General features: G+C 49.6%; 5 protein-coding genes and 1 pseudogene. 5 read left to right on the forward strand and 1 reads right to left on the reverse strand.

From position 1 onward, the window contains the following. The first annotated feature begins 66 nt into the window (after nt 1-66). The 5 genes from gstA (at nt 67) to G465_RS13920 (ending at nt 5855) form a co-directional block, all read left to right on the forward strand. Nucleotides 67-684, forward strand: coding sequence for a glutathione transferase GstA (gstA, locus tag G465_RS0107260; RefSeq protein WP_245556765.1), 618 nt, complete (start codon nt 67-69; stop codon nt 682-684). A gap of 112 nt (nt 685-796) precedes the next feature. Beyond that, complete coding sequence (locus G465_RS0107265) at nt 797-1987, forward strand: branched-chain amino acid ABC transporter substrate-binding protein (RefSeq protein WP_022653826.1); 1191 nt, start codon at nt 797-799, stop codon at nt 1985-1987. Between the two features lie 174 nt (nt 1988-2161). Beyond that, nucleotides 2162-2905, forward strand: a complete 744-nt coding sequence (locus tag G465_RS0107270) for a hypothetical protein (RefSeq protein WP_022653827.1) — start codon at nt 2162-2164, stop codon at nt 2903-2905. Nucleotides 2906-3086: 181 nt separating this feature from the next. After that, nucleotides 3087-4292 carry an EAL and HDOD domain-containing protein gene (locus G465_RS0107275; protein WP_022653828.1) on the forward strand — a complete coding sequence of 402 codons (1206 nt, stop codon included), beginning with the start codon at nt 3087-3089 and terminating at the stop codon, nt 4290-4292. Between the two features lie 3 nt (nt 4293-4295). Continuing rightward, nucleotides 4296-5855, forward strand: a complete 1560-nt coding sequence (locus tag G465_RS13920; RefSeq protein WP_022653829.1) for an ABC transporter substrate-binding protein — start codon at nt 4296-4298, stop codon at nt 5853-5855. 27 nt (nt 5856-5882) lie between these two features. On the opposite strand, the pseudogene G465_RS15420 reads toward G465_RS13920, so the two are convergent. Continuing rightward, nucleotides 5883-6112 (reverse strand): annotated as a pseudogene (locus G465_RS15420) (transposase). Nucleotides 6113-6146 lie beyond the last annotated feature (34 nt).

Below are 6146 nucleotides of genomic sequence, written 5' to 3' on the forward strand. Positions count from 1 at the left end.
GTGAGCTGCCCTTGCCTTTTTTGTTGTTGTCGCCACACTGGTAAGACCTGATTATCTTACAAGGCGATGATGATGAAACTGTATTACACCCCTGGTTCTTGCTCATTGTCGGTGCATATTGCGCTGCATGAAGCGGCGTTGCCATTCTCACTATGCAAAGTCAATCTACGCGCCCAGCCACACACCACAGAAGACGGCACTATTTTTTCTTCGATCAATCCCAAAGGCTATGTGCCTGCTTTGCAGTTAGACAATGGCGAGTTGTTAACCGAAGGGCCGGCTTTGGTGCAGTATGTGGCTGATTTAGCGCCAGAAAAACAATTAGCTCCAGCCAACGGCACTTTAGCGCGCTATCGTTTGCAAGAATCTCTCAATTTTATCGCCACTGAAATTCACAAACCCTTTGGTCCGTTGTGGAATGCCAAAGCGACTGCCGAAGCAAAAGAAGCCGCATGGCAACAGCTATCGCGCCGTTTTGACGAATTGAATAGCCATTTTTCGCAGCAGGATTGGTTGTTGCCGCAATATTCGGTTGCCGATGGTTATTTATTTTCTTGCCTCAACTGGACCCGCTTTTTGCACCTTTCTCTCGAGAAATGGCCGGCATTAGAAACCTTTATGCAGCGCATTACCGCACGTCCGGCAGTACAAGCGGCTTTGCAAGCAGAGGGGCTCTTGGGGTAAGTTATGCCTGTTGCCTGAAAGACGATGGGCAAAAAATAGCAACAGGATCCATCCTCCTGCAATTTGCCGTGTAAAACGTGCTGCTAACAGCACATTTTTTAGTGGAAATCTTATGAACTTGAAATATACCGCCCTGGCTGTTGCCACTGCGTTAACCTTAGTCGCTTGTGGTAAAAAAGAAGAAGCTGCGGCACCTGCGGCGGATAACGCCGCTGCCCCTGCGCCAGCTGCTGAAGTGGTTGTGAAAATCGGCCATGCTGCCCCGTTGTCTGGCCCTGTGGCGCACTTGGGTAAAGATACCGAATATGGTGTCGGGATTGCATTGGATGAAGCAAACGCTGAAGGCGTGACCATTGCCGGTCAAAAAGTGAAATTTGAGTTGGTGAGCGAAGATGATCAAGCCGACCCCAAAACCGCAACCCAAGTGGCACAGCGTTTTATCGACAATAAAGTGGCCGGTGTGATTGGTCATTTGACCTCGGGTGCGACAGTGCCAGCTTCGAAAATTTACGCTGACAACGGCATTCCACAAATTTCGCCTTCAGCAACCAACCCCAGCTATACCGCACAGGGTTACTCCACTGCTTTCCGTTTGATTGCGGATGACAGCCAACAAGGTAAGGCTTTGGCTGAGTTTGCGGTGAAAGATTTGGCCGCAAAAACCGTTGCAATCATTGACGACCGTACTGCTTACGGCCAAGGTTTGGCAGATGAGTTTGCCAAGGCAGTGGAAGCCGCCGGTGCCAAAGTGGTGAAGCGTGAGTTCACCAACGATAAAGCAACCGATTTCACCGCAATTTTAACCAGCATTAAATCTGAAAAGCCTGATCTGCTGTTCTACGGCGGGATGGACGCACAAAGCGGCCCGATGGCAAAACAGATGAAAAAATTGGGCTTGGAATCGAAGCTGTTGAGTGGCGACGGTATGCAAACTCCAGTCTTCTTGCAGTTGGCCGGTGATGCCGCTGAAGGGAAATATGCTAGCCAAGCCGGTGCACCGAAAGACAAATTGCCCGGTTACACCAGCTTTGCTGAGAAGCTGAAGGCCAAACACAATCAAGAAGTGCAGTTGTATGCAACCTATGCCTATGACGCGACTCGCGTGATGATTGACGCGATGAAGCGGGCTGATTCGGTGGACCCTGCAAAATATCTGCCTGAAATCGGTAAGAGCCAATTTGAAGGCGCAACAGGTAAAGTCAGCTTTGATGATAAAGGCAATCGTCAAAACGCTGCTGTCACCATTTACCAAGTGAAAAATGGTCAGTGGGAAGTGGTGAGTGTGGTAGGCGGCCAGCAATAATCGCTTAGTTGCTGTGCCCGCGCCCAGTGTGATGTATCGCACTGGGCGTTTTTTTGCCTAAAACATCTGCTTTAGCAAGGATTTAGCGTTCTGAGTGATGGCTGTCACCTTTTCGATTCAGACAATGTTCTATACTGCGTGCTCTTTAGGTTTTTGTCTGTGAATGGGTGTGCCATGTTGCCGTATAGTGAGACAGTTCAACGTTTATTTTTAGCCTATTTGGGCTATCCCGCTGACCCGCCTGCGCTGGCTAATTGGAATGCTGCCCTACATGCTCGCCAAGGTGATACCGCTGTTGCGGTAGAAGCCTTTGCCCGTGCTGCGCCCTATCAAGCCCGTTTACTGACGCAAGACCCAACACAACATATCGATGGCTTATATCAACATCTCTTTCAACGTACTGCCAGCGACAGTGAATTAACCCTGTGGCAACAACGGCTCGACAGTCGATTGGTTACCGTGGATACCTTACCGTGGGTATTGCAAGCGGTGGCGCGGGGGGAGGATGCTGCACTGTGGCAAACTCGTCTTACGGCTGCACAGGCGTTTAGTGCGGCATTACAGACACCAGAAGCCCAAACCGCCTATAGCGATGGGTTCTGGACGCAATATGTCGCCGATTGGTTAACACAATTACAGCCTTATCAGTCCGTAGAGAACGAAGCATTGTCTTTGGCGCAAGTGCTACACGACAACTATCTCAGTCAACATGGTGTGTTGGAGAGCTTGCCAAAACTGCCAGTGATGGAAACTCGTTTGCCTGTAGTGGTGGCCGAGACCAATGCGGCGTTGCCGTTGTGGCTGGACATGCCCGACTTGGTCTTGCATACCCCAAGCGAATTGCCCGCCATCGAATTGCCCGAAGCGGCTATTACATTGGTCGGTGTGTGGCCTGAAATGGATGCGAACGCGCTGTAAGACAATTTTTCTAGGTTGTTCTTGGTATTTTTCTTGCATAAGGTACCAATTTTAAGCGAAAAAGAATAAAATTTAAGTTGAAAGCAATACGAAAAAATTATTTTTTTTGTTTGAGTCGCCAATAAACTTAAAGTATCGCTAGAATAGTTGTTGTCTTTGATCCTTCTGTCAGTTTACCGCCATGAGTAACCCAGAGTTCTTTCTTGCTCGTCAACCGATCGTTGACCGTTCGCGCCAATTAGTGGCTTATGAATTGTTGTTCCGTGCTGGTAATGTCGGTCACGCAGAAGTGACCAGCGACATTGCCGCTACTGCGACGGTGATTCGTAATGCCTTTATGGAGCTTGGCTTATCTGAAGCTTTGGGTGAACACCAAGGTTTTATCAATGTCTCGGCAGATTTGCTGCTCAGCGATTTGATGGACTTAATGCCCAAAGATCAAATCGTGATTGAGCTATTAGAGACCATTGACATCACGCCTGAGATTGTCGAACGGTGTCGTGAATTGGCGTTGGCAGGTTACACCTTGGCCTTGGACGACTGTATCGAACTCGATCCACCCCGTCGTGCACTCCTCCCTTATATCAAGATCATCAAAATTGACTTGATGGCCTTAACCTCAGAACAACAACTGATCGACGTGGCGAGACAAATGCGCCATCTTCCGGTGAAAAAACTGGCAGAAAAAGTCGATAGTGCCGAACAATTCGAACTCTGTTTATCCCTCGGTTTTGATTACTTCCAAGGTTACTTCTTTGCTAAGCCTTCGCTGATGCGCGGCAAGCAATCTACGCAAGAAAACGACCCGATGTTGCTCAAGTTGTTGGGTTTGGTGGCGCAGGATGCTGAAACAGAAGAATTAGAGCGTGCTTTCAAACAAGCACCCCACATGATTGTCAACCTATTGCGTTTGGTGAACTCGGTGGCTGCCGGTGCGCCACGCAAACTCAGCTCGGTGCGCGATGCCATCATGGTATTGGGTCGTGCCAAATTGAAACGTTGGGTGCAACTGTTGGTATTTGCTGCGGGCAATCAAGCCGGTAGCGGTAGCAGCAATGCGCTGCTTGAAGTGGCCGCTGTGCGTGGGCGGATGATGGAAATCATGGCACAACAGCGATATGCCAAAGACCGCGAATTACCTGATAAAGCCTTTATGACGGGGATGTTATCGGTGGTCGATGCGCTGTTAGATAAGCCACTGAGTGAGATTCTGCAAGCCACAGGTGTCAGTGCGGAAATCAACGAAGCCTTATTACAGGGCACAGGTGTTTTGGGTGGTTTCTTGGATGAAGTGATTGAAACAGAAGTCGGTATCGGTACCCCTGAACTGACTAACATCCAAATTGAAGCCTTGCGTTGGGTGCAAGATACTCGTAAAGATATCTAAATCATGCGCTGGCATCGCCGCCCAATTCAGCGAGGCTTATGGCTACTGTGTGGCCTGTTACTGTCTCAACTGACTTGGGCGACAACGCCAGTTTCATTACAACTGCGTTGGCTACACCAATTCCAATTTGCCGGCTACTATGCCGCGATCCACAAGGGCTTTTATGCCCAAGAAGGTCTCGAAGTTACGCTTAAGCAGGGTGGTGTCGGGATTGAGCCTGTCACTGAAGTGCTCTCTGGTCGTGCCCAATTTGGCGTTTCAAATGCCGGCTTAATCGCCGACTATCTCAATGGCCGTTCGGTGTTGATGTTGGCACCGATTTTTCAGCATTCGCCCAATGTGCTGTTAGTCCGTGGTGATGTGGCGACACCAGCAGAATTGGCGGATGCGGGGCCGATTGCCTTGATGGGTGGCGACCAAGACATTGACCTAAAGGCGATGTTTGTCAATGAAGGTATTCCTCTGCAACGCTTGGCATTTACCGAAGCCGGTGGTCATCTAGATGATCTGGTTAACGGCAAGGTTAAAGCAATCCACGCTTATCTTTCAAACGAACCCTTTGAACTAGAACTGCGTGGTGTGCCGTATAGCGTGTTAAAGCCACAAACCTATGGCATGGATTTCTATAGTGATGTGTTGTTCACCGAACAAGACTATGCCAAGGCCCACCCAGAGGTGGTAGCAGCATTCCGCCGTGCCTCTTTTCGTGGTTGGCAATATGCGCTGCAACACAGCGATGAAATCATCACCTTAATCGAACAACACTACAACTCACAGGGTAAAACCCGCGCCCATTTGCAGTTCGAAGCGTCGATTATCAAAAAGCTGATTCAGCCCGAACTGATCGAGCTTGGGCACAGCAATATTGGCCGGTGGCAATTTATCGCTAATACCTTTGTCTCATTTGGTTTAGCGCCAGCCAATAAAAAATTAGAACCATTTTTCTACCAGCCAGATAAAAACCGCGATTGGGCTTTGTTATACCCCTACTTGTTGGTTTCAGCCGTGGTGTTATTACTGTTAGCCAGCGTGGTTTGGTATATCCACCGCATCAACCGCCGTTTGCGTTTGGCTTTGCAACAACAATCGGTGGTGGAAACGCGGTTGCGTGAAAGTGAATTGCGCTATCGGGTGTTTTTTGAAACCGCACCTTCCGCTGGCCTAGTGTGGACGGAAGGGTTTGTGGTAACCGATTGGAATCACCGTGCAGAAGAAATGTTTGGCTGGAAACGCAGCCAAGTGATTGGCCGTAATTTCTTTGAGTTTTTGATTCCTGAGTCCGTCAAGTCGCAATTACAGCCAGAATTAGAAGGCCTGTTACAACGCAACATTCGCCCCCACGCCATCAACGAAGTGCAAACCGAAGATGGGCGAGTGATTGTCTGTGAATGGTTTAACGATTGGTTGCCGGATGTGCCGGGTAAAGGGTACGAGGTGATCTCGCTGGCGATTGATATTACCCAACGTTTGCAAATAGAACAGGCGCTACAGCGCAGTGAACGCCGTTATCGCATGTTGACCCGGTGCGCAACAAGCCCCGCCGTTCAGGGCGGGGAAGGATAGCGCGGACGGCGTAGCCGTCCTTGGGTTTCAGTGTGGCGTCTGCTGCTGTTCGATGTATTGGCGCACGATGGAAATAGGTGCGCCACCACAGCTTGAGGCGAAGTAGGATGGCGACCACAGGACGCCATTCCAGTAGCGATTCTGGATGTCGGGGCGTTCCTTCCGTAGCAAACGGCTGGATTCGCCACAAAGACCAAATGGACATGCATATTAAAAACGCAGTGCCGACCGTGCCGAATATCGTTGTCATTGCTCATAGACCAAGAGTATGATTGAGCGATGCAACGACTT

The organism is Aquaspirillum serpens DSM 68 (genome assembly GCF_000420525.1).
Taxonomy (GTDB): domain Bacteria; phylum Pseudomonadota; class Gammaproteobacteria; order Burkholderiales; family Aquaspirillaceae; genus Aquaspirillum; species Aquaspirillum serpens.

Bases quoted from the DNA above. Each gene is read 5' to 3' on its own strand.
- gstA (WP_245556765.1), top strand. From the start codon at position 67: ATGATGATGAAACTGTATTACACCCCTGGTTCTTGCTCATTGTCGGTG.
- G465_RS0107265 (WP_022653826.1), top strand. From the start codon at position 797: ATGAACTTGAAATATACCGCCCTGGCTGTTGCCACTGCGTTAACCTTA.
- G465_RS0107270 (WP_022653827.1), top strand. From the start codon at position 2,162: ATGTTGCCGTATAGTGAGACAGTTCAACGTTTATTTTTAGCCTATTTG.
- G465_RS0107275 (WP_022653828.1), top strand. From the start codon at position 3,087: ATGAGTAACCCAGAGTTCTTTCTTGCTCGTCAACCGATCGTTGACCGT.
- G465_RS13920 (WP_022653829.1), top strand. From the start codon at position 4,296: ATGCGCTGGCATCGCCGCCCAATTCAGCGAGGCTTATGGCTACTGTGT.